22 protein-coding genes and 1 tRNA gene are annotated in these 19453 nt (G+C 63.1%); all 23 read left to right on the forward strand.

The features are described from left to right. Positions 1 to 52 precede the first annotated feature (52 nt). The 23 genes from rpmF to AC6H42_RS12490 all read left to right on the forward strand — a co-directional run bounded on the left by rpmF (position 53) and on the right by AC6H42_RS12490 (position 19399). Entirely contained in the window at positions 53 to 235 is a 183-nt protein-coding gene (rpmF, locus tag AC6H42_RS12380; RefSeq protein ID WP_008449924.1) for a 50S ribosomal protein L32, read from the forward strand. A gap of 150 nt (positions 236 to 385) precedes the next feature. Then, positions 386 to 1447, forward strand: a complete 1062-nt coding sequence (gene plsX / locus AC6H42_RS12385) for a phosphate acyltransferase PlsX (protein WP_057158023.1) — start codon at positions 386 to 388, stop codon at positions 1445 to 1447. 16 nt (positions 1448 to 1463) lie between these two features. After that, positions 1464 to 2450: a beta-ketoacyl-ACP synthase III gene (locus AC6H42_RS12390; protein WP_057158024.1), complete on the forward strand. Its 987-nt coding sequence runs from the start codon at positions 1464 to 1466 to the stop codon at positions 2448 to 2450. 109 nt (positions 2451 to 2559) lie between these two features. Beyond that, on the forward strand, positions 2560 to 3498 hold the full coding sequence (gene fabD / locus AC6H42_RS12395) for an ACP S-malonyltransferase (RefSeq protein WP_057158025.1): 939 nt from the start codon (positions 2560 to 2562) through the stop codon (positions 3496 to 3498). An 11-nt stretch (positions 3499 to 3509) separates the two neighbouring features. Next, positions 3510 to 4256 (forward strand): 3-oxoacyl-ACP reductase FabG, encoded by a 747-nt coding sequence (fabG, locus tag AC6H42_RS12400; RefSeq protein ID WP_497548166.1) that lies wholly within the window; start codon positions 3510 to 3512, stop codon positions 4254 to 4256. 147 nt (positions 4257 to 4403) lie between these two features. Further along, on the forward strand, positions 4404 to 4643 hold the full coding sequence (gene acpP, locus AC6H42_RS12405; RefSeq protein WP_055936274.1) for an acyl carrier protein: 240 nt from the start codon (positions 4404 to 4406) through the stop codon (positions 4641 to 4643). A 30-nt stretch (positions 4644 to 4673) separates the two neighbouring features. Continuing rightward, positions 4674 to 5918 carry a beta-ketoacyl-ACP synthase II gene (gene fabF, locus AC6H42_RS12410; protein WP_497548167.1) on the forward strand — a complete coding sequence of 415 codons (1245 nt, stop codon included), beginning with the start codon at positions 4674 to 4676 and terminating at the stop codon, positions 5916 to 5918. Between the two features lie 142 nt (positions 5919 to 6060). Continuing rightward, positions 6061 to 6486: a protein YgfX gene (locus AC6H42_RS12415; RefSeq protein WP_497548168.1), complete on the forward strand. Its 426-nt coding sequence runs from the start codon at positions 6061 to 6063 to the stop codon at positions 6484 to 6486. A 68-nt stretch (positions 6487 to 6554) separates the two neighbouring features. Next, entirely contained in the window at positions 6555 to 7154 is a 600-nt protein-coding gene (gene rpoE, locus AC6H42_RS12420) for an RNA polymerase sigma factor RpoE (protein WP_057158029.1), read from the forward strand. Between the two features lie 25 nt (positions 7155 to 7179). Next, on the forward strand, positions 7180 to 7635 hold the full coding sequence (locus AC6H42_RS12425) for a sigma-E factor negative regulatory protein (RefSeq protein WP_497548169.1): 456 nt from the start codon (positions 7180 to 7182) through the stop codon (positions 7633 to 7635). Positions 7636 to 7810: 175 nt separating this feature from the next. Further along, complete coding sequence (locus tag AC6H42_RS12430; RefSeq protein WP_497548170.1) at positions 7811 to 9316, forward strand: DegQ family serine endoprotease; 1506 nt, start codon at positions 7811 to 7813, stop codon at positions 9314 to 9316. Positions 9317 to 9371: 55 nt separating this feature from the next. After that, positions 9372 to 9611: a glutaredoxin family protein gene (locus tag AC6H42_RS12435; protein ID WP_057158030.1), complete on the forward strand. Its 240-nt coding sequence runs from the start codon at positions 9372 to 9374 to the stop codon at positions 9609 to 9611. Positions 9612 to 9763: 152 nt separating this feature from the next. Further along, a complete protein-coding gene (gene lepA / locus AC6H42_RS12440) occupies positions 9764 to 11557 on the forward strand; it encodes a translation elongation factor 4 (RefSeq protein WP_057158031.1) in 1794 nt (597 codons plus the stop codon). Then, entirely contained in the window at positions 11554 to 12477 is a 924-nt protein-coding gene (gene lepB / locus AC6H42_RS12445) for a signal peptidase I (RefSeq protein ID WP_057158032.1), read from the forward strand. The genes lepA and lepB overlap by 4 nt, the downstream gene beginning before the upstream one ends. Before the next feature lie 29 nt (positions 12478 to 12506). Beyond that, positions 12507 to 12899, forward strand: a complete 393-nt coding sequence (locus AC6H42_RS12450; RefSeq protein ID WP_057158033.1) for a DUF4845 domain-containing protein — start codon at positions 12507 to 12509, stop codon at positions 12897 to 12899. Positions 12900 to 12911: 12 nt separating this feature from the next. Next, complete coding sequence (rnc, locus tag AC6H42_RS12455) at positions 12912 to 13745, forward strand: ribonuclease III (protein WP_057158034.1); 834 nt, start codon at positions 12912 to 12914, stop codon at positions 13743 to 13745. A gap of 13 nt (positions 13746 to 13758) precedes the next feature. Continuing rightward, positions 13759 to 14667: a GTPase Era gene (era, locus tag AC6H42_RS12460; protein WP_057158035.1), complete on the forward strand. Its 909-nt coding sequence runs from the start codon at positions 13759 to 13761 to the stop codon at positions 14665 to 14667. 22 nt (positions 14668 to 14689) lie between these two features. After that, the gene (gene recO, locus AC6H42_RS12465; RefSeq protein ID WP_057158036.1) at positions 14690 to 15466 is read left to right on the forward strand and encodes a DNA repair protein RecO; all 777 of its coding nucleotides are present in this window, start codon (positions 14690 to 14692) and stop codon (positions 15464 to 15466) included. Positions 15467 to 15502: 36 nt separating this feature from the next. After that, positions 15503 to 16267 (forward strand): pyridoxine 5'-phosphate synthase, encoded by a 765-nt coding sequence (gene pdxJ, locus AC6H42_RS12470; protein WP_057158037.1) that lies wholly within the window; start codon positions 15503 to 15505, stop codon positions 16265 to 16267. Next, positions 16264 to 16665 carry a holo-ACP synthase gene (gene acpS, locus AC6H42_RS12475; protein ID WP_496314244.1) on the forward strand — a complete coding sequence of 134 codons (402 nt, stop codon included), beginning with the start codon at positions 16264 to 16266 and terminating at the stop codon, positions 16663 to 16665. The genes pdxJ and acpS overlap by 4 nt, the downstream gene beginning before the upstream one ends. Positions 16666 to 16669: 4 nt before the next feature. Beyond that, complete coding sequence (gene uvrC, locus AC6H42_RS12480) at positions 16670 to 18547, forward strand: excinuclease ABC subunit UvrC (protein ID WP_497548171.1); 1878 nt, start codon at positions 16670 to 16672, stop codon at positions 18545 to 18547. 90 nt (positions 18548 to 18637) lie between these two features. Continuing rightward, complete coding sequence (gene pgsA, locus AC6H42_RS12485) at positions 18638 to 19228, forward strand: CDP-diacylglycerol--glycerol-3-phosphate 3-phosphatidyltransferase (RefSeq protein WP_057158040.1); 591 nt, start codon at positions 18638 to 18640, stop codon at positions 19226 to 19228. 95 nt (positions 19229 to 19323) lie between these two features. Further along, positions 19324 to 19399, forward strand: a tRNA-Gly gene (locus AC6H42_RS12490). The last annotated feature ends 54 nt before the right edge of the window (positions 19400 to 19453 follow it).

Genomic DNA, 19453 nt, shown 5'->3' on the forward strand with positions numbered 1-19453 from the left:
ATTTGCCGGTCGAATGTGTTAGAATTTTAGAACTTATGTATTAGGAGTCATCATGGCAGTTCAGCAGAATAAGAAGTCCCCATCCAAGCGCGGTATGCACCGTTCGCACGATTTCCTGGTTGCTCCACAACTGGGTATCGAGCCAACCACCGGTGAAACGCACCTGCGTCACCACATCAGCCCTAACGGTTTCTACCGTGGCCGTAAAGTGCTGAAGACCAAAAACGACGAGTAATCGACGTTTTTACCAAGAATAAGAGCGGTGCGACGTGGTTTTTACTGACGTGGCGCCGCTTTTTTCTTTTCCTTGGCGGCTAAGCAGCCTGCCTGTCAAACCCGCATCTCTGCAGCCCTGAATCCGTTTCAGGCGCGCATTTGTCCCACAATGACAATCAAAATTTCTATCGACTGCATGGGCGGAGATCACGGCCTGTCTGTCACCATTCCTGCCGCCATTTCCTTTTTGAAGCGTGAGGCGGAAGCCGAGCTGATCCTGGTCGGCCTGGAAGACGCCATCCGCGCCGAGCTCAAGAAGCACCACGCCGAGGCGCATCCGCGCATCTCCCTCCAGCACGCCTCCGAGCAGGTGCTGATGGACGATCCGCTCGAGGTCGCCCTGCGCCGCAAGAAGGATTCGTCGATGCGCGTGGCGGTCGAGCAAGTCAAGGACGGCAAGGCCCAGGCCGCCGTCTCGGCCGGCAACACCGGCGCCCTGATGGCCGTCTCGCGCTATGTGCTGAAGACCATGGCCGGGGTCGACCGTCCCGCCATCTGCTCCATCATGCCCAACCAGAAGGGCGGCCCGACCTATATGCTGGACTTGGGCGCCAATGTCGACTGCGAACCGCACCATTTGCATCAGTTCGCCATCATGGGCTCGGTGCTGGTCAATGCCATGGAAGGCATTGCCCGGCCCACCATCGGCCTGCTCAACGTGGGCACCGAGGACATCAAGGGCAATGAAGTGGTCAAGCTGACCAGCAAGCTGCTGCAGGCCGACCACGAGCGCGGCGCGCTCAACTTCTACGGCAACGTGGAAGGCAACGACATTTTCAAAGGCACCACCGACCTGGTGGTGTGCGACGGCTTTGTCGGCAATGTCACCTTGAAATCGGTGGAAGGCGTGGCGCGCTTCTTCAAGGACGTGCTGACATCCGAATTCAAGCGCAACATCTTCACCATGCTGGGCGCGCTGATCGCCAGCAGTGCTCTGAAGGCCATCAAGAGCCGCCTCAATCCATCCCGCTACAATGGCGCCAGCTTGCTGGGCTTGCGCGGCCTGGTGTTCAAGAGTCACGGCGGAGCCGACGCATATTCATTTGAATGGGCGATCCGTCGAGCGTATGATGCTGCAAAAAATGACGTGCAGGCACATTTGTCGACCATGATTGCCGAACTGATGCCGCGAAGCACGGAGACTACACAGGAGCCCAGCTCCGTCACCTGAAAGTGGATGGAAACGCATGACTTTGTATAGCAAAATTATTGGCACCGGCAGCTACCTGCCTGAAAAACGCGTGACCAACCAGGACTTGACCGCCCAGCTGGCGGCCAAGGGGATAGAGACGTCCGACGAATGGATTTCCAGCCGCAGCGGCATTTCCGCGCGCCACTACGCCGAGCCTGAGCAAGCCTCGTCCGACCTGGCCGTGCATGCGGCCCGCAACGCGCTCGAGATGGCCGGCATGAAGATCGACGACATCGACCTGATCATCGTCGCCAGCTCCACCCCGGATTTCTTCGGCAGCTTCCCCAGCACCGCCTGCATCGTGCAGCGCAAGCTGGGCCAGACCAACAACGGCGCCGCCGTGGACGTGCAAGCCGTGTGCAGCGGCTTCGTCTACGCCGTCTCCACCGCCGACGCCTTCATCAAGGCCGGCGTGCACAAGAACGTGCTGGTGATCGGCGCCGAAGTATTCTCGCGCATCCTCAATTTCGAAGACCGCACCACCTGCGTGCTGTTCGGCGACGGCGCCGGCGCCATTGTCATGACCGGCTCGGACCAGCCCGGCATCCTGGCGACCAAGCTGCACGCGGACGGCCGCTATTCGGACATCCTGAGCGTGCCGGGCAGCCTGGCCGGCGGCGCGGTGGCGGGCAGCTCCTACCTGTACATGGACGGCCCGGCGGTATTCAAGCTGGCGGTCAGCGTGCTGGAGAAGGTGGCCCACGAGGCGCTGGAACACGCCGGCATGACGCCCGGCCAGATCGACTGGCTGGTGCCGCACCAGGCCAACATCCGCATCATGAACGGCACCGCCAAGAAACTGGGCCTGCCGCTGGAGAAGATGATCGTCACGGTGGACCAGCACGGCAACACTTCGGCAGCCTCGATTCCGCTGGCGCTGGACCAGGCCGTGCGCGATGGCCGCATCAAGAAGGGCGACAACGTCATGATGGAAGGCGTCGGCGGGGGCTTCACTTGGGGCGCGGTTCTTGCCCGAATGTAATGTAGAATAGTGCCCGTTTTAGAATTAGAACTCTAAACGGCAGGGCTAACGATTAAGATACTGGCAAGATTGCCCGTCGCCCTTATAGATTCAACAAGAAGAGACAAATATGAGCAAATTTGCATTCGTATTCCCGGGCCAGGGCTCGCAAGCCGTTGCCATGATGGACGGCTTCGCCGGCAATCCGGTCGTGGCGCAAACCATCGCCGAAGCCTCGGACGCGCTGCAGTTCGACCTGGGCAAGCTGATGGCCGAAGGCCCGAAGGAAGAGCTGGACCTGACCACCAACACGCAGCCGGTCATGCTGACCGCCGCCGTGGCCGTGTACCGCGCCTGGATCGCTGCCGGCGGCCCGCTGCCGTCGGTCGTGGCCGGCCACAGCCTGGGTGAATATTCCGCGCTGGTGGCTGCCGGCGTGATCTCCTTCAAGGATGCCGTGCCGCTGGTGCGCTTCCGCGCGCAAGCCATGCAGGAAGCCGTGCCGGTCGGGCAGGGCACCATGGCCGTGGTGCTCGGCCTGTCGGACGACGACGTGCGCGCCGCCTGTGCCGAGGCCGCCGCTGAAGGTACTGAAGTGGTCGAGCCGGTCAACTTCAACGCCCCTGCGCAAGTGGTTATCGCCGGCCACACCGCCGCGGTCGAGCGCGCCTGCGACATCGCCAAGGCCAAGGGCGCCAAGCGCGCCATGAAGCTGCCGGTGTCCGCGCCGTTCCACTCCTCGCTGCTCAAGCCGGCCTCGGACCGCCTGCGCGAGTACATGGCCGGCCTGACCTTCTCGGCGCCGCAGATCGCCCTGATCAACAACGTCGACGTGGCCGTGCTGAACGACCCGGCCAGCATCAAGGATGCGCTGGTGCGCCAGGCCGCGAGCCCGGTGCGCTGGGTCGAAACCATGCAGAAAGTGGCTGCCGACGGCATCACGCAAGTGGTCGAGTGCGGCCCCGGCAAGGTGCTGATGGGCCTGGCCAAGCGCATCGATCCGGTACTGGTGGGCGACGCCATCACCGACCAGGCGTCGCTGGAACGCATCCTGGCTACCTTCAAATAACAAGGAAACACATGAATCTGGCAAATCAAGTTGCGCTGGTGACCGGCGCCTCGCGCGGCATCGGCAAGGCCATCGCCATCGAGCTGGCCAAGCAGGGCGCCCGCGTGATCGGCACCGCCACCACCGAAGCCGGCGCCGAAGCCATTTCCGCCTACCTGGCCGAGATCGGTCCGGAGGCCGGCAAGGGGCTGGTGCTGAACGTGACCGACGCCGCCCGCTGCGCCGAAGTGATCGACGAAATCGCCAAGACCTGGGGCGCGGTCGCCATCCTGGTCAACAATGCCGGCATCACCCAGGACAACCTGGCCATGCGCATGAAGGACGAGGAGTGGGACAGCGTCATCGCCACCAACCTCAGTTCCGTGGGCCGTTTGTCGCGCGCCGTGCTGCGGGGGATGATGAAAGCGAAAAGTGGGCGTATTATTAACATCACCTCGGTAGTGGCGTCGTCCGGCAACCCGGGTCAAATGAACTATGCGGCGGCCAAGGCCGGCGTGGAAGGCATGAGCCGCGCCCTGGCGCGCGAGATCGGCAGCCGCAACATCACCGTCAACTGCATCGCCCCCGGTTTTATCGACACCGATATGACCAAGGCGCTGGGCGATGAGCAGCACGCCGCACTGCTGACGCAGATCCCGCTGGCCCGCCTGGGCAAGCCGGAAGACATCGCTGCGGCAACCGCTTTCCTTGCCTCGCCACAGGCCGCCTACATCACCGGCACCACCCTGCATGTAAACGGCGGGATGTACATGAATTGATGGCGAAAATGCGGTATTTTGACCGCGTTTTCACTGTCTTTTAGCAGTGATTTCGGCACAGATAGCAGCACGTGCCGAAATTAGTTTTTCAGCGCGCAAACCTGATAAAATGCGCGCTTTCCGTAACAAACACATTGGAGCCATAACATGTCGGATATCGAACAACGCGTTAAGAAAATCGTCGCTGAGCAACTGGGCGTCGCAGAAGCAGACATCAAAACCGAATCGTCCTTCGTGGACGACCTGGGTGCTGACTCCCTGGACACCGTTGAACTGGTGATGGCTCTGGAAGACGAGTTCGAAATGGAAATCCCTGACGAACAAGCTGAAAAGATCACCACCGTGCAGCAAGCGATCGACTACGCTACTGCGCACGTCAAGGCCTAAGCCTGCCCCGATCGACTCCAGGAGAATCGCTTGAGTTCTAAAAACCGTCGTGTAGTGGTCACCGGCCTCGGCTGCGTGTCCCCCGTCGGCAATAGTATTGCCGAAGCGTGGAGCGCTGTCACTGAAGGCAAGTCCGGGATTGCCAACATCACCAAGTTTGATGCGCAGCCATTTACTACCCACTTCGCCGGTGAGGTAAAGGGCTTCAATATCGAGGATTACATCCCCGGTAAGGAAGCGCGCCACATGGATACCTTTATCCACTTTGGCATGGCGGCCGGCATTCAGGCGGTGCAGGATTCCGGCATCGTCGTCACCGAGGAAAACGCCGACCGTATCGGCGTGATCATCGGTTCCGGCATCGGCGGCTTGCCGATGATTGAAGAGCAGAAGGAAGACTACGACAAGCGCGGCCCGCGCCGCATTTCGCCCTTCTTCGTGCCTGCTTCCATCATCAACATGATCTCGGGCAACCTGTCGATCAAGTACGGCATGCGCGGTCCCAACCTGGCGATCGTCACGGCCTGCACCACCGGCCTGCACAGCATCGGCGCCGCCGCTCGTCTGATCGAGTACGGCGATGCGGATGTGATGGTGGCGGGTGGCGCGGAATCGACCGTGTCGCCGCTGGGCATGGGCGGCTTCGCCTCGGCCCGCGCGCTGTCCACCCGCAATGACGACCCTGCGACCGCTTCGCGGCCGTGGGACCGCGACCGCGACGGCTTCGTGCTGGGCGAGGGCGCCGGCGTCATGGTGCTGGAAGAGTATGAACATGCGAAAGCGCGCGGCGCCAAGATCTATGCAGAAGTGCATGGCTTCGGCATGACCGCCGATGCGTACCACATGACGTCGCCGCTGGAAGATGGCAGCGGCGGCAGCAAGGCAGTGATTGCGGCCCTGAAGAATTCCGGCATCAACCCGGATCAGGTGCAGTACGTCAATGCCCACGGCACGTCGACCCCGCAGGGCGACATAGCCGAAGTGGTCGGCATCAAGCGCACCTTCGGCGATCACGCCAAGCAGGTAGTGGTGTCGTCGACCAAGTCGATGACCGGCCACCTGCTGGGCGGCGCCGGCGGCCTGGAAGCGGTGTTTACGGTACTGGCCATCCACCACCAGGTGGTGCCGCCTACCATCAACCTGTTCAACCAGGACCCTGCGTGCGACCTGGACTTCTGCGCCAACGTGGCGCGCGACATGAAGATCCAGTACGCGGTGAAGAACTCGTTCGGATTCGGCGGCACCAACGGTAGCCTCGTGTTCGGAAAAGTTTGAACTTTTTAGCCTCACTCCGGTCGAACCGGAGTGAGCGCTGAGTCGGTGCCGGCGCCCGCCGGCACCTGTCGCCCGGCCCTCGCGGCCGATATGGCGCATCTGCAGTTTCTCCCCCTTGCCAGCACCCCGGATTTAACGCGTCATGTCGATTGCGGTCACTGTGCTCGTGCGTCCGTCCGTTCGCCTGCGCCTGCTGCAGGCCGGCTTCGCCGCGTGCGCGCTGGCCGTGGCGGTGCTGCTGCCTGCTCCCTTCCTGTCTATTTCTTGTGGCCTGGCAAGTCTGGCAGCCCTGTGCTGCGCGCTGCGCAGCGCCAAAACGCATCGGCTTGATATTTCCGGTGTTGGACAAATCCGGCTGGCGGTATACCTGCTGTCAGCGGATAGCACAACGCCAGCGAAGGTGGAAATGCAGCCCGGTTCGACCTGCTGGCCCTGGCTGCTGTTGCTGCGCCTGCGCCATGGGGACGGCGCGGTGACGCTGCTGGTGGTGCTGCCCGACAGCGTGGCGCCAGGCCAGTTCAGGCCGCTGGCGCTGGCGTGCCGGGCTTGCGCGGCAAAAAAACTTTGAACTTATTGCGGCGTGCTTGCTCCAAAGCAGTATGGATGCGCGCCGCAGAACACCGGGGAACAGGTGCAATGACAGAGCGCGAGTGCGATCAGTTGCTGGTCGAGCGAGTCCAGGCGGGAGAGCGGCAGGCGTTTGACTTGCTGGTGGCCAAGTATCAGCGTAGGCTGATGAGGCTGGTATCGCGCATTGTGCACGACCCGGCGGAGGCGGAAGATGTGGTTCAGGAAACGTTTATCAAGGCATACCGCGCCATCCGGCATTTCCGGGGCGACTCGGCCTTTTACACCTGGCTGTACCGCATCGGCATCAACACCGCCAAGAATTTCCTGGCCAGCCAGAGCCGCCGCACGCCGACCTCCACCGAGAACGACGCCGAACAGGCCGAGTCGTTCGACAGCGGAGAGCAACTGCGCGACATCAACACGCCCGAGTCGGTGCTGGCCAGCCAGCAGATTGCGCGCACGGTGAACGCCGCCATGGACGCGCTGCCGCTGGACTTGCGCACCGCCATCGTGCTGCGCGAAATCGAGGGGCTGAGCTATGAGGAGATCGCCGACATCATGGCGTGTCCGATCGGCACCGTGCGCAGCCGCATTTTCCGGGCGCGCGACGTGATAGCCGAGAAACTCAGGCCGCTGCTGGACATGCCGCTGGATAAACGCTGGTGATACGCTGCTAGAAACGGGAACGCCGATGGATACGCTGAAACGACTGCACGAACACATTTCCGCCCTGGCGGACGGCGAACTGACCGGCCAGGAGGCGCAGCAAGCCGTGGCCGCGCTGGCCGGCCCGGAGGCCGACGCGGCATGGCGCGCCTACCACCTGATCGGCGACGTGCTGCGCAGCGACGCCAGCGGCGCTGAACTGGGGGAGGGGTTCAATGCGCGCCTGGCGGCAAGGCTGGACGTGGAAGTGCCGCCATCGCCGGGCCGCGTCACCCCGGCCTCAGGCGCGGCACCAGCCGCAGCACCGGCGGCGGGCCAGCCTGCGCGGCCGGCCGCCGGCGCAACGGCCGGCCAGCCCGGCGCCGCCGCGCCGGCCGCCGCGCCTGTTGCAGGCACTACCGCCGTCGCTTCGCCCAGCGCGGCCGTGGGCGCCCCTGCCGCGCCGGACCTGGCAGCCCCCGTGCCCGACACCGCGATATAAACCGGCCGCCAAGCCTGCCCCTAAGTCCGCCCCTGAGTCCGCCACTAAGTTCGCCTTGCCTCTTGAAAAACCTTGCCACCCGCAATATCTTGTGCGAGCGGCAAGGGCCGTTTTCGCTTATATTTGTCGAACTTCACAGAACATTCGCTGAACCCAACAAGAATCATCGGAACCCATGAAAAACAATTTCTCTGCTGGTAGTAAAACGCTGTCCGCGCTGATGCTGAGCGCGGGTGTCCTGTTCGCTCCCGCCATGGCGGGCCTGGCGCCGCTGGCACAGGCCGCCGCGCCGACGGTGGCAGGCTTGCCCGACTTTGCCGACATGGTGGACAAGGTCGGCCCGGCCGTGGTCAATATCCGCACCACCGAACGGCTCAAGCTGAACCAGGGCCGCAACGGCCAGCCCGGTGAAGAGGAAATGCAGGAATTCCTGCGCCGCTTCTTCGGCGGCGCCATTCCCACGCCGCGCCAGCCCGGCCAGCAGGGACAAGCCCCGCGCGGGCGCCGGGGCACGCCGCAGGATGAAGAGGTGCAGCGTGGCGTCGGTTCCGGGTTTATCACGTCGGCGGACGGCTATGTGCTGACCAACGCGCATGTGGTGCACGGCGCCGATGAAGTCTATGTGACGCTGACCGACAAGCGCGAATTCAAGGCCAAGGTGCTGGGCGCGGACGCCCGCACCGACGTGGCCCTGCTGAAGATCGAAGGCAGCAAGCTGCCCTATCTGACCGTGGGCGACTCCAGCAAGATCCGCGTAGGCGAATGGGTGGTGGCCATCGGCTCGCCTTTCAACCTGGAAAACACCGTCACCGCCGGCATCATTTCCGCCAAGTCGCGCGACACCGGCGAATACCTCGCCCTGATCCAGAGCGACGTGGCGGTCAATCCCGGCAACTCGGGCGGCCCGCTGATCAATATGCGCGGCGAGGTGATCGGCATCAATTCCCAGATCGCCACCTTGTCCGGCGGCTACAACGGCATTTCCTTCGCCGTGCCGATCGATGAAGCCATGCGGGTGGCGGACCAGCTGAAGAAGACCGGCAAGGTCACGCGCGGCCGCATCGGTGTGCAGATCGGCCAGCTGACCAAGGAAGTGGCCGAATCGCTGGGCCTGAAGGAAGCGCAGGGCGCCGAGGTGACGATGGTGGAGCCGGGCGGTCCGGCCGACAAGGGCGGCATCAAGGCCGGCGACATCATCCTGAAGTTCAATGGCACGCCGATCAACCGCTCGTCCGACCTGCCGCGCATGGTGGGCGGCACGGCGCTGGGCAGCAAGGCCGTGGTGACCGTATGGCGCAAGGGCCAGCAAGTGGATATCCCGGTGACCGTGGTGGAGCTGGAGGCCGACAAGACCGCCGCCAAGGCCAGCCCGGCCGAGAAGAAGAAAAAGGCCGAGGAACCGGCCAACGCGCTCGGCTTCAAGGTGGCCGACCTGACCGCCGCGCAGAAGAAGGAGCTGGCAGTGGAGGGCGGCGTGATGGTGGAGGCCACCGAAGGCGCCGCCGCCAACGCAGGCCTGCGCGAGGGCGACGTGCTGCTGCAGATTAACAATGTCGAGATCAAGGACGCCAAGCAATTCAACGCCGTGGTGGCCAAGCTCGATCCGAAGCGCGCGCATGTGGTACTGGTGCGGCGCGGCGACGTGGCGCAGTTCATTTCCCTGCGTCCGACCGCCAAATAAACCGCATGGGGCCGGCCCGGTTGGGTCCGGCCCCTGTCTCCGCCTCTGGCTTTCAATGCACTTTACCCTCTACTCCCGCTCTTATTGCCATCTGTGCCAGGACATGCTGGAGGCGCTGAACGCGCTGCAGACCCCTGAGCGCCCGTTTACCGTCGCGGTCATCGACGTCGATGCCGACGCGACCCTGGTGGCCCGTTTCGACGAACTGGTGCCGGTCCTGTACGGCGATCTGGACCAGCCGGAACTGTGCCACTACTTCCTCGACGAAAGCGCCGTAAAACGGGCTTTGGCATAAAACCGGGCTTTCCCCTCTGAAATCCGGTAAAATGCCGGGTTCGGAAAGCTCTTGTTTCCTTGCAGTGATAGTAACAAAAACGCTCGCCAGGGCTTCCATGCCCCGCCTGGAGCGCTTCTCGCCTCGTCCCTACACGTTTTTAGATTTGTTTAATGAACAACATACGCAATTTCTCCATCATCGCCCACATCGACCACGGTAAATCCACCCTGGCCGACCGCATCATTCAATTGTGCGGCGGCCTGTCCGAGCGCGAGATGGAGGCGCAAGTGCTCGATTCGATGGATCTGGAGCGCGAGCGCGGCATTACCATCAAGGCGCAAACCGCCGCCCTGCAATACAAGGCGCGCGACGGCGTGGTCTACAACCTGAACCTGATCGACACCCCCGGCCACGTGGACTTCTCCTATGAAGTGAGCCGTTCGCTGTCGGCCTGCGAAGGCGCGCTGCTGGTGGTGGACGCGTCGCAAGGCGTGGAAGCCCAGACCGTGGCCAACTGCTACACCGCGCTCGACCTGGGCGTGGAAGTGGTGCCGGTGCTGAACAAGATCGACCTGCCGAACGCCGACCCGCCGAGCGCCATTGCCGAGATCGAAGACGTGATCGGCATCGAAGCGGGCGATGCTGTGCACTGCTCGGCCAAGACCGGCCTGGGTGTGGACGACGTGCTGGAAGCCATCATCGCCAAGGTGCCGCCGCCGAAGGGCGACCCGGACGCGCCGCTGCAGGCGCTGATCGTGGACTCGTGGTACGACGCCTACGTGGGCGTGGTGATGCTGGTGCGCGTGGTGAACGGCACCCTGAAGCCGAAGGACAAGATCAAGCTGATGGCCACCGAGTCGCTGCAGCTGGTGGAAGACGTGGGCGTGTTCGCGCCGCGTTCGCTGTCGCTGCCGCAGCTGTCGGCCGGCCAGGTGGGCTTCATCATCGCCGGCATCAAGGAACTGAAGGCCGCCAAGGTGGGCGACACCATCACCCTGGCCAACAAGCCGGCGCCGGCGCCGCTGCCGGGCTTCAAGGAAGTGCAGCCGCAAGTGTTCGCCGGCCTGTTCCCGGTGGAAGCGAACCAGTACGACGCGCTGCGCGACGCGCTGGAAAAGCTGAAGCTGAACGACGCCGCGCTGATGTACGAGCCGGAAGTGTCGCAGGCGCTGGGCTTCGGCTTCCGCTGCGGCTTCCTCGGCCTGCTACACATGGAAATCGTGCAGGAACGCCTGGAGCGCGAGTTCGACCAGGACCTGATCACCACCGCGCCGACCGTGGTGTACGAAGTGGTGATGCGCGATAACAGCATCGTCAAGGTGGACAATCCGTCGCGCATGCCGGAAACCACCAAGATCAACGAGATCCGCGAGCCTATCGTCACGGTCAACCTGTACATGCCGCAAGAGTACGTCGGCTCGGTGATCACCTTGTGCATCGGCAAGCGCGGCGTGCAGATGGACATGAGCTACCACGGCCGCCAGGTCAAGCTGGTGTACGAGATGCCGATGGGCGAGATCGTGCTGGACTTCTTCGACAAGCTGAAATCCACCTCGCGCGGCTACGCTTCCATGGACTACGAGTTCAAGGAATACCGCGCCTCGGACGTGGTGAAAGTGGACATGCTGATCAACGGCGAGAAGGTCGACGCGCTGGCCATCATCGTGCACCGCTCCAACAGCGCCTACCGCGGCCGCCAGGTGGCAGCCAAGATGCGCGAACTGATTCCGCGCCAGATGTTCGACGTGGCCATCCAGGCCGCCATCGGCGTGAACGTGATTTCGCGTGAAAATGTGAAGGCGCTGCGCAAGAACGTGCTGGCCAAGTGCTACGGCGGCGACATCAGCCGCAAGAAGAAGCTGCTGGAGAAGCAGAAAGCCGGTAAAAAACGCATGAAGCAGGTGGGCTCGGTGGAAATTCCACAAGAAGCATTCCTGGCAATCTTACAAGTGGACGATAAATGAACCTGCAAGCTGTGCTGAGCAACTTTGCCTTGATCCTGTTCATCCTGATGGTGGTGACGGGCGTAATCTGGTTTCTGGACGTGTTCTACCTGGCCAAGCAGCGCCGCGCCGCGGCCGAGCGCGCGCTGGCCGCGTATGACGCGCGCGCGGAGAAGAACCTGCGTGATGGCCTGGCAACGGATCACAGTGCGGCGACACGCGAAGCGGTGGCCCAGGCTATCCTGCGCCAGCCTACCTGGATCGAGTACTCGGGCAGTTTCTTCCCGGTCATCGCGCTGGTGTTCTTCCTGCGCTCCTTCCTGTACGAGCCTTTCAAGATCCCGTCCTCGTCCATGGTGCCGACCCTGCTGGTGGGCGACCTGATCCTGGTGAACAAGTTCACCTACGGCGTGCGCCTGCCCATCATCAACAAGAAAATCATCGAGCTGAACAACCCCCAGCGCGGCGACGTGATGGTGTTCAAGTATCCGCGCGACATGAGCCAGGACTACATCAAACGGGTGATCGGCGTGCCGGGTGATAAAATCACCTATGAAAACAAGAAGTTGACGGTGAATGGCAAGCCCATCGCATACACCCAGCTGGACGACTACCTGAACGAGGACAGCCTGCAGTACGCCAAGCAGGCCAAGGAAAACCTGAGCGGCATCGAACACCGCATTATCGCCACCGAGAGCGCGCCGTCGGTCAACGTGGCCCAGGTGATGGATTTCCCGAACAGCGAAGCGTGCAGCTACCGTTCCGAGGGCTTTACCTGCACCGTGCCTGCCGGCAACTACTTCATGATGGGCGACAACCGCGACAACAGCCTGGACAGCCGCTACTGGGGCTTCGTGCCGGACAAGAACATCGTCGGCAAGGCCTTCTTCGTGTGGATGAACCTGAGCAACCCGCTGAAGCGCATCGGTAGTATCCAGTAAGCAAACTGAAAAAATACGAAGGGGCAGACATGCAAGGCTTGCAGAAACAACGCGGAATTTCCCTGATCGGCCTGATCTTCACGATCGCCGTGCTGGCCGCCATCGGCCTGCTGGCCATGCAGATCGTCCCCACGTATTCGGAATACCGCGCCATTTCCGCCGCCATCGTCAAAGCCAAGGAAGCCGGCAGCACGCCGCAGGAAATCCAGGCATCGTTCAGCAAGAGCGCCGAAGTGGGCTACATCAGCTCCATCACCGCGCGCGACCTGGTGATCAGCCGCGAAGACGGCGGGCTGGAAGTGAGCTTTGCTTACGACAAGAAAATTCCCCTGGTCGGACCGGCCAGCCTGTTGCTGGAATATGCCGGCACCACGTCGAAATCGGGCGCCGCGCCAGCGAAACCCGATGCCGGCGGCAAATAAGCTAAAGAGTCTATGAATTTACAGTTATTGCAAACACGGTTAGGTTACACGTTCCAGGATGCTGGCCTGTTGCAGCAAGCCTTGACGCACCGTAGCCACAGCAGTTTGCATAACGAACGCCTGGAATTCCTGGGCGACTCCATCCTGAACTGCGTGGTCGCCTCCATCTTGTACGAACGCTACAGCGGCATCGACGAAGGCGACCTGTCGCGCTTGCGCGCCAACCTGGTCAAGCAGCAATCGCTGTACGAAATCGCGCAAAAGCTGGAACTGTCCAACTTCCTGCGCCTGGGCGAAGGTGAACTGAAATCGGGCGGCTTCCGCCGCCCCTCCATCCTGGCCGACACGCTGGAAGCGCTGCTGGGCGCCATTTTCCTGGACACCAGCTTCGACGCCGCCGCCAAGGTCATTCGCGCGTTCTACATTCCCATCCTGGACTCGGTGGACCCGCAAACCCTGGGCAAGGACGCCAAGACCCTGCTGCAGGAATTCCTGCAAGCCAAGAAGATCTCGCTGCCGCTGTACAATGTGGTAGCCACCCACGGCGCCGCGCACAGCCAGGAATTCGAAATCGAATGCCTGGTGCCCAAGCTGGGCATCCAGGTCTACGGCCGTGGCGGCAGCCGCCGCGCCGGCGAACAGGCAGCGGCCAAGCTGGCGCTGGAAGTGGCCGAACAGGCGCTGCACAAGACGCCGGCCGCAACCCGCAAGCCGCGCCAGCGCGCCGCGCAGCTGAAACTCGCAGGCATCGCCACCATCCAGGGCGACGCAGGGCAGGAGCAGAATCACGAGCAGAACGCCCCCAAGGGCAAAGCCGCTGGCGATGGCAAGCTCGCCAAACACTGAACAAGGTAACACCATGAACACCCCCAGCACCACCACTCCCGCCGGCTTCCGCTGCGGTTACATCGCCATCGTAGGCCGTCCGAACGTGGGCAAGTCCACGCTGATGAATATGCTCATCGGCGCCAAAGTGAGCATCACTTCGCGCAAGGCGCAAACCACGCGCCACCGCATTACCGGCATCCAGACCCTGGACGATGCGCAGTTCATCTACATCGACACGCCCGGTTTCCAGACGCGCCACTCGAATGCGCTGAACAAGACGCTCAACAAGACCGTCACCAACACGCTCGATTCGTCCGACGTGATCCTGTACGTGATCGAAGCGAACACCTTCGGCCCGGCCGACCAGCAAGTGCTGGACTTGCTGCCGAAAACCGTGCCGGTGATCCTGGTGATCAACAAGGCCGATCGCGCCAAGGACAAGGCCGTGCTGCTGCCGTTCGCGCAGCAGGTAGCAGCCAAGCACGACTTCGCCGCCGTGGTGCCGGTGTCGGCCAAGCTGCGCTTCCAGCTGGACGGCCTGCAGGACGAGATCAAGCGCCTGCTGCCGGAAAACGACCCGATCTTCGGGCCGGACGACATTACCGACCGCAGCGAGAAGTTCCTGGCCTCGGAAATCGTGCGTGAAAAGCTGTTCCGCTTCGTCGGCGACGAGCTGCCGTACACCAGCACCGTGCTGATCGAGAAGTTCGAACAGGAAGGCAATCTGCGCCGCATCTTCGCCGCCATCCTGGTCGAGCGCGACACGCACAAGTCCATGATCATCGGCAACAAGGGCGCGCGCCTGAAGGAAGTCTCTTCGCAAGCCCGCCTGGACATGGAAAAGCTGTTCGGCGGCCCGGTCTACCTGGAAATCTGGGTCAAGGTGAAATCCGGCTGGGCCGACAACGAAGCGGGCCTGCGCGCTTACGGCTACGAGTAAGCGCACAGGACCACCCACTGCAATGTCCGATGCCGTCACTGCCGAGCCGGTAAAACGTCCGCGCGCACCGTCGCGCGAGCGCACCACCGGCACGCGCGTGGCGGGGCAGCCGGCCTTCGTGCTGCACTCCTATCCCTACAAGGAAACCAGCCTCATCGTCGACATGCTGACGCGCGACTACGGCCGCGTGGCCCTGATCGCGAAAGGCGCCAAGCGCCCGCACTCGCAGCTGCGCGGCGTGCTGCAAACCTTCCAGCCCCTGTCTGCCGGCTTCGTCGGCAAGAACGAACTGCGCACTCTGACCGACGCCGAATGGGTGGGCGGCATGCTGCCGCTCGAAAAGACCGCGCTGCTGTGCGGCTTCTACCTCAACGAACTGCTGGTCAAGCTGCTCGCACGCGACGATGCCCATCCCGCCTTGTTCGACCATTACGTCGCCACGCTGAACCAGCTGGCGCACAATGAACCCGCACCCATTTGCTTGCGAAAATTCGAACGGGCCTTACTTAAGGAAACGGGCGTGGCCGCCGACCTGGCGCGCTGCACCGCCACCCGCGCGCGCGTGCTGCCGGAGGTGGTCTACGTGGTGGACCCCGAACGCGGTCCGCGCCCCGAGCAGGCCGGCGACGCCGCGCCGCGCGTAACGGGCAAGACGCTGCTCGACATGGAGCGCGAGGATTACCAAGATGCCGCCACGCAGGCGCAAAGCAAACAACTGATGCGCTTTTTGCTGGCGCACCACCTGGGAGGCGCGCCGTTGAACACGCGCCAGATACTGATAGACTTATCGCAGCTTTAACCTTGCAGCTTTAACCCTGCCGTTATTGAGAATCCTATGAGCTTCCTGTACCCGTCCGGCCCGGTCATCGACCTGGGCGTCAACATCGACCACGTCGCCACCCTGCGCAACGCGCGCGGCACCGCTTACCCGGACCCGATCCGCGCCGCGCTGCTGGCCGAGCAGGCCGGCGCCGACTGCATCACGCTGCATTTGCGCGAAGACCGCCGCCACATCAAGGACGCCGACGTGATCGCGCTGGCGCCGCAGCTGGTTACCCGGATGAACCTGGAAGCCGCCGTGACTAAGGAAATGCTGGACTTCGCCTGCCTGATCAAGCCGGCCGACGTCTGCCTGGTGCCGGAAAAACGCACCGAAGTGACCACAGAAGGCGGCCTCGATGTGGCGGGCCACTTCAACGACGTGCAAGCCGCCATCAAGCAGCTGCAGGCCGAAGGCATCCGCGTGTCGCTGTTCATCGACGCCGACGAGCAGCAGATCGCCGCCGCCGCCGAAGCCGGCGCACCCGTCATCGAGCTGCACACTGGCCGCTACGCGGACACCGAAGGCGCCGAGCAGGCCGCCGAACTGGAACGCATCAAGGCCGGCACGCGCTTCGGCGTCCAGCGCGGCCTGAAGGTCAATGCCGGCCATGGCCTGCACTACACCAACGTGCAAGCCATCGCCGCGATCCCGGACATCGCGGAACTGAACATCGGCCACGCCATCGTCGCCCACGCCGTGTTCGTCGGCTGGGAAAACGCCGTGCGCGAGATGAAGGCCATCATGACCGCCACCCGCGTAGCCGCATTGGCAAAATGATCTTCGGCATCGGCACCGACATCTGCCAGATCGGCCGCGTGGCCGATGCGCTCGCGCGCAGCGAACGCTTTGCCGACAAGGTGCTGGGGCCGGAGGAGCTGGAGATCTACCGCGCGCGCAAAGCCGTCAGCCCGGTGCGCGCGCACCGTTTTGTCGCCACCCGTTTCGCCGCCAAGGAAGCCTTCGGCAAAGCCATCGGTACCGGCGTTGCCACGCCCATGACCTTGCACAACGCCCAGCTGCTGAACCAGGCGAACGGCAAGCCGGTCATGGTGTGCACCGGCACGCTGGCAGAATTCATGCAGCAGAACCGCCTGTCGTCCCATGTGACGGTGAGCGATGAGGCGGACTACGCCGTCGCCTTCGTCGTGGTGGAGCAGGCGCCAGAACAGAAGTAGAGCAATGAACGACGCAAATACCGACGCAGCGGCGCCCGCCGCACCCGACCCGCGCGACCAGGTGCTGGCCACCGTCGCCAAGCTGCCCGGCCTGCCCGGCGTGTACCGCTATTTCGACGCCAACGACAACGTGCTCTACGTGGGCAAGGCGCGCGACCTGAAAAAGCGCGTGTCGAGCTACTTCCAGAAGAACCTGGCCAGTCCGCGCATCGCCATGATGGTGGAGCGCATTGCGCGCCTGGAAACCACCGTCACGCACAGCGAAGCCGAAGCGCTGATCCTTGAGAACAACCTGATCAAGGCGCTGCAGCCGCGCTTCAACATCCTGTTCCGCGACGACAAGAGCTACCCCTACCTGAAGATCACCGGCGACGCCGTGCCGCGCATGGTCTACTACCGCGGCTCGGTGGACAAGAGGAACCAGTATTTCGGGCCTTTCCCCAGCGCCTGGGCGGTGAAGGAATCCATGCAGATCCTGCAGAAGGTGTTCCACCTGCGCACCTGCGAGGACAGCGTGTACGCCAACCGCACGCGCCCCTGCTTGCTGAACCAGATCGGCCGCTGCAGCGCGCCCTGCGTGGACTTGATCGCGCCGGAGGACTATAAGGTGGACGTGGACAATGCCGCGCGCTTCCTGCGCGGGCGCACCAGCGAAGTGATGGAAGACCTGGAGAAGAAGATGCACGGCTACGCGGCCGAGCTGAAGTTCGAGCAGGCCGCCGGCGTGCGCAACCAGATCCAGTCGCTGAGCAAGGTGCTGCACCAGCAAAGCATGGAAACCACCGGCGACGCCGACGTCGACATCATCGCCGTGATCGTGCAGGGCGGGCGCGCCTGCGTCAACCTGGCCATGGTGCGCGGCGGCCGCCACTTGGGCGACCGCGCCTACTTCCCGAGCCACTTCGGCGACGCCGCCGCAATCGCGGAAGCCGCGCCCGAAGTGGAGGTGCTGAGCGCCTTCCTGGTGCAGCACTACACCGAAAAATTCATTCCCGGCACGCTGATCCTGAACATCGAATACGACCAGCCCGAGCTGATGATCGCGCTGCAGGAGCAGTGCGGCCACCGCATCAACCTGATCTTCCAGCCGCAGGGCCAGCGCAGGCAATGGCTGGAACTGGCGCAGAAGGGCGCCGAGATCTCGCTGGCGCGCCTGCTGTCCGAGCAGGGCTCGCAGCAGTCGCGCACGCGTGCGCTGGCCGAGGCCTTGAGCCTGGAGACGGAAGACCTGGACGCGCTGCGCGTGGAATGCTTCGACATCTCGCACACGCAGGGCGAAGCCACGCAGGCTTCCTGTGTGGTGTTCCACCACCACCAGATGCAGAACGGCGAATACCGCCGCTATAACATCAACGACATCACCCCCGGCGACGACTACGCCGCCATGCGCCAGGTGCTGATGCGCCGCTACGAGAAGGTGGCCAACGGCGACGGCGTGATGCCGGACGTGGTGCTGATCGACGGCGGCAAGGGCCAGGTCGAGATGGCGCGCCAGGTGTTCTCCGAGCTGGGCCTGGACATCGGCCTGATCGTGGGCGTGGCGAAAGGGGAGGGCCGCCGCGTGGGCCTGGAGACGCTGGTGTTCGTGGACGGCCGCGCGCCGCAGGAGCTGGGCAAGGAATCGGCCGCGCTGATGCTGGTGGCGCAGATCCGCGACGAGGCGCACCGCTTCGCCATCACCGGCATGCGCGCCAAGCGCGCCAAGACGCGCCAGACCTCGCGCCTGGAAGAGATCGAGGGCATCGGCGTGAAGCGGCGCCAGAAGCTGCTGGCGCGCTTTGGCGGGCTGCGCGGCGTGGTCAACGCCAGCGTGGAGGATTTGATGTCGGTAGACGGCATTTCCAGCGCCTTGGCCGAAGAAATCTACAAACAGCTGCACTAAGGGCGCGCGTTTGCTGGTGCTAAGCACTGTGGCAAGGTAGACTAGCGGCGCATTCATAATAATTAACTCGCCACAGAGCTGCTGTCACTTATGCCCTTCAATATCCCGATTTTGCTGACCTGGTTGCGCGTTGCGCTGATCCCTCTGGTGGTAGGCGTGTACTACCTGCCGCCGGCCTGGCTGCCGGTCAGCGACCGTAATCTGGGCGCCACCCTGGTGTTCATCGTCGCCGCCATCACCGACTGGTTCGACGGCTTCCTGGCCCGCCGCTGGAACCAGACTTCGGCCTTCGGCGCCTTCCTCGACCCGGTGGCCGACAAGCTGATGGTGGCCGGCGCCTTGCTGGTGCTGGTGCAGCTGGACCGCTGCAACGCCATCATCGCCTTCATCATCATCGGCCGCGAGATCACCATCTCCGCGTTGCGCGAGTGGATGGCGCAGATCGGCGCCTCCAAGTCGGTGGCGGTGAACTCCATCGGCAAGATCAAGACCGCCGCCCAGATGACCGCCATTCCGCTGCTGCTGTTCCACGATATCCTGTTCGGCGCAGTCGATACCCACTTCTGGGGCGAGAAGCTGCTGTGGGTGGCCGCCGTGCTGACCGTGTGGTCCATGTTCTACTACCTGCAGAAGGCCTGGCCGCTGATCAAGGAAAAGAGCGGCATGCTGGAAATGAAATAAATCATTTAGTTTTGCAAGTTTTCACTCTTGACAGTCCGCTCCCATGCTCTATAATGCTGGCCTGTTGTTGATAACAACGCGCAGCAAAAAGCGAAGCGGGAGTAGCTCAGTTGGTAGAGCGCAACCTTGCCAAGGTTGAGGTCGAGAGTTCGAGACTCTTCTCCCGCTCCAGTTTGCAGTGCGAGAATGTTTCTGCGATAATGCGGTTCCTAACGCGGGAGTAGC

This window comes from Massilia sp. NBRC 108631, from assembly GCF_059704565.1.

Bases quoted from the DNA above. Each gene is read 5' to 3' on its own strand.
- rpmF (WP_008449924.1), top strand. From the start codon at position 53: ATGGCAGTTCAGCAGAATAAGAAGTCCCCATCCAAGCGCGGTATGCAC.
- plsX (WP_057158023.1), top strand. From the start codon at position 386: ATGACAATCAAAATTTCTATCGACTGCATGGGCGGAGATCACGGCCTG.
- AC6H42_RS12390 (WP_057158024.1), top strand. From the start codon at position 1,464: ATGACTTTGTATAGCAAAATTATTGGCACCGGCAGCTACCTGCCTGAA.
- fabD (WP_057158025.1), top strand. From the start codon at position 2,560: ATGAGCAAATTTGCATTCGTATTCCCGGGCCAGGGCTCGCAAGCCGTT.
- fabG (WP_497548166.1), top strand. From the start codon at position 3,510: ATGAATCTGGCAAATCAAGTTGCGCTGGTGACCGGCGCCTCGCGCGGC.
- acpP (WP_055936274.1), top strand. From the start codon at position 4,404: ATGTCGGATATCGAACAACGCGTTAAGAAAATCGTCGCTGAGCAACTG.
- AC6H42_RS12415 (WP_497548168.1), top strand. From the start codon at position 6,061: ATGTCGATTGCGGTCACTGTGCTCGTGCGTCCGTCCGTTCGCCTGCGC.
- rpoE (WP_057158029.1), top strand. From the start codon at position 6,555: ATGACAGAGCGCGAGTGCGATCAGTTGCTGGTCGAGCGAGTCCAGGCG.
- AC6H42_RS12425 (WP_497548169.1), top strand. From the start codon at position 7,180: ATGGATACGCTGAAACGACTGCACGAACACATTTCCGCCCTGGCGGAC.
- AC6H42_RS12430 (WP_497548170.1), top strand. From the start codon at position 7,811: ATGAAAAACAATTTCTCTGCTGGTAGTAAAACGCTGTCCGCGCTGATG.
- AC6H42_RS12435 (WP_057158030.1), top strand. From the start codon at position 9,372: ATGCACTTTACCCTCTACTCCCGCTCTTATTGCCATCTGTGCCAGGAC.
- lepA (WP_057158031.1), top strand. From the start codon at position 9,764: ATGAACAACATACGCAATTTCTCCATCATCGCCCACATCGACCACGGT.
- lepB (WP_057158032.1), top strand. From the start codon at position 11,554: ATGAACCTGCAAGCTGTGCTGAGCAACTTTGCCTTGATCCTGTTCATC.
- AC6H42_RS12450 (WP_057158033.1), top strand. From the start codon at position 12,507: ATGCAAGGCTTGCAGAAACAACGCGGAATTTCCCTGATCGGCCTGATC.
- rnc (WP_057158034.1), top strand. From the start codon at position 12,912: ATGAATTTACAGTTATTGCAAACACGGTTAGGTTACACGTTCCAGGAT.
- era (WP_057158035.1), top strand. From the start codon at position 13,759: ATGAACACCCCCAGCACCACCACTCCCGCCGGCTTCCGCTGCGGTTAC.
- recO (WP_057158036.1), top strand. From the start codon at position 14,690: ATGTCCGATGCCGTCACTGCCGAGCCGGTAAAACGTCCGCGCGCACCG.
- pdxJ (WP_057158037.1), top strand. From the start codon at position 15,503: ATGAGCTTCCTGTACCCGTCCGGCCCGGTCATCGACCTGGGCGTCAAC.
- acpS (WP_496314244.1), top strand. From the start codon at position 16,264: ATGATCTTCGGCATCGGCACCGACATCTGCCAGATCGGCCGCGTGGCC.
- uvrC (WP_497548171.1), top strand. From the start codon at position 16,670: ATGAACGACGCAAATACCGACGCAGCGGCGCCCGCCGCACCCGACCCG.
- pgsA (WP_057158040.1), top strand. From the start codon at position 18,638: ATGCCCTTCAATATCCCGATTTTGCTGACCTGGTTGCGCGTTGCGCTG.